This window comes from Marinobacterium profundum, assembly GCF_001528745.1.
Taxonomy (GTDB): Bacteria; Pseudomonadota; Gammaproteobacteria; order Pseudomonadales; family Balneatricaceae; genus Marinobacterium_A; species Marinobacterium_A profundum.
This window is the reverse complement of the sequence record NZ_BCNS01000222.1, coordinates 1-2301: the sequence shown is the minus strand read 5'-3', so window position 1 is coordinate 2301 and position 2301 is coordinate 1. Positions and strand designations below refer to the sequence as shown.

Sequence of the window (2301 nt, the reverse complement as noted above, 5' to 3'; positions counted from 1 at the left end):
GCGCCTGAGCTGCACCGCAACGGTTACCTGCAGCTGGGTGTTGAGGTCTATGGCGGCGCTCTGCTAAATCCCTGGTTTGATCGCGATCTGTCGATTGCGGGGCGGGTCAGTTACCGTCGAGCTGATGGGACTCTGGATCAGGTGTTGCTGGATTTTGATCGTCCCGTTGCGGTGATACCCAGCCTGGCCATTCATCTGGACAGGGAGGTGCATACCGCTCGCACTATTAATGCACAGACCTACCTGCCGGTGATACTGGGGCAAGCGGGCAAGAAACTGGATTTCAGGGCGCTGCTCAAAGGTGAGCTTGAGGCCCAGGGTGTACTGGATATTGATCAGGTGCTGGATTATGACCTGTCACTCTATGACACCCAGGCACCGGCCCTGCTGGGGCTTGAGTCCGAATTCCTGTTGTCGGCGCGCCTCGACAACCTGCTGAGCTGCTATATCGGCCTTGATGCCTTGCTGGGCAGTCAGACGGATCAGGGGGCTTTGCTGGTGTGTAACGATCATGAAGAGGTGGGCAGTATGAGTGCGGCAGGTGCGCAGGGCCCCATGCTGGCCCATGTACTTGAGCGCCTGTTGCCTGAGCCTGAGGCGCGGCAGCGCATGCTGGCCCGCTCCATGCTGATTTCTGCGGATAATGCCCACGGTGTGCACCCTAACTTTGCCGATCGTCACGATGGTAATCACGGGCCCTTGCTTAACGCAGGTCCTGTTATCAAGGTAAATGCCAACCAGCGCTATGCGACGACGAGCGAAACCAGTTCGATATTCCGCGATCTGGCGGCGCAGGAAGGCGTTGCGGTGCAGTCCTTTGTGGTGCGTACAGACATGGCCTGCGGCAGCACTATTGGCCCGATTACGGCGGCTGAAATTGGTGTTCGAGCGCTGGATATTGGTGTGCCTCAGTTTGCCATGCACTCTATTAGAGAGATGGCGGGTGCAAGGGACTCCTGGAATCTATCGAAGGTGTTGCGGCGCTTTTACGTGCAGGCATCGCTGGGCGGTTGATCCAATAATAATGGCGGGTAATGCCAGGCTGGGGCTCAGACTCTTGTCTGGCAATATCGCCGCTTTCTGCGATAGCGCATGTCGCACTGAGTGGACTCGGTTTGTCAGTGATGGTCAGGGTTTTTGGGTGATGTTGCGAGCGATAGCGGGGTGTTGGTGTAGAGGGCTTAGGCTTAGCTGCGGTGTGGGTGATTATGAAAATGTGCAGTGAGAATCGGCACAAATAACAAGTTCTAGAGCAGGGATGTTTGGATTTCGAGGTGCTCGGTGCGAGCGTGTCGCGTTTTCATGCAGCGCGGCCCGATGTGTCTGCTCTCGGGCTTAGCTGCATGACCGCTAGCATCGGATTATCGTCCGAGCAGGGATTCGAGGTTCTGGGTGCGCTTGAACTTGAACAGATTCAGAGCGGCGGTGAAGGCGGCTTTGATCTTCTGTTTGGTTTCTTCGCGGCTCTTGAGAGCGCGTGCGGCTTCGAATTCACGGGCCATGCGCATGAAGTATTCCTGCTCGCTTTCGCGACGGTTTTTGTTCTGGCTGGTAGAAAAGTCGAACGGGTAGTATTGAATCTGCATGGTATTTTCCTATATATGGTACGCACCTTGTTGGTGCTTTGTCTGTCTGTGCGCACTGTTTTGGCGCGCATCTGTTTAGGCGTGCAGAATATCCAGAGTCGGTCTCGTCGACAAACGATGCTTTCTCAGCTGATTGATGAAATATTCTATTCAGTTAGTGCTGGGTCTGGTTGGAATGTGTTGTCGGAGCTGCCTCAGCTGCAATGTCATGGTTGTTCAGGGTGTTTTTCTGCTTAATTTTTGTGCTGAGGGTATTTCATGGACGGAATTATGAACCTGGCGGTGCTCGCCATCTTTATACCAACGTTTTTCTTTGTCTCCATTACGCCGGGTATGTGCATGACGCTAGCGCTGACCATGGGGATGAGTATTGGACTGCGCCGTACGCTCTGGATGATGCTGGGTGAGTTGGTTGGTGTAGGCCTGGTGGCCGGTGCTTCGGTGCTGGGTGTTGCAGCAATTTTGTTGCAGTATCCCGCGCTGTTCGATGTATTGCGTTATGGCGGCGGCGCCTATCTGGCTTATATAGGTGTGCAGATGTGGCGCTCGAAGGGGCGTATGGCGCTTGTCTCTTTTACACGTCCTACGCTGCCGACGCCTCCTTACGCGTGCCTTTCGGGCGACGCCGGCTCTTTATATGAACCACCCTAGACGGCTCTCGTGTCGCCAAGCCTAGTGACGCGTCACCTAAACACAATCAGAACTGTCAACCACA

Annotated in this window: 3 protein-coding genes; 2 read left to right on the top strand and 1 reads right to left on the bottom strand. The window is 54.9% G+C overall.

Going from position 1 to position 2301, the window contains the following annotated elements; all coding sequences use genetic code 11:
* Positions 1–1014, top strand: a 1014-nt coding sequence (locus MPRO_RS24680; RefSeq protein ID WP_067299050.1) for a M18 family aminopeptidase, incomplete at its 5' end; no start/stop codon positions are given.
* A 347-nt stretch (positions 1015–1361) separates the two neighbouring features.
* On the opposite strand, the gene MPRO_RS24675 is transcribed toward MPRO_RS24680, so the two are convergent.
* Positions 1362–1586 carry a hypothetical protein gene (locus MPRO_RS24675; RefSeq protein WP_067299048.1) on the bottom strand — a complete coding sequence of 75 codons (225 nt, stop codon included), beginning with the start codon at positions 1584–1586 and terminating at the stop codon, positions 1362–1364.
* Positions 1587–1844: 258 nt separating this feature from the next.
* Here MPRO_RS24675 and MPRO_RS24670 point away from each other — a divergent pair, with 258 nt between their 5' ends.
* A complete protein-coding gene (locus MPRO_RS24670) occupies positions 1845–2237 on the top strand; it encodes a LysE family translocator (protein ID WP_439646794.1) in 393 nt (130 codons plus the stop codon).
* Positions 2238–2301 lie beyond the last annotated feature (64 nt).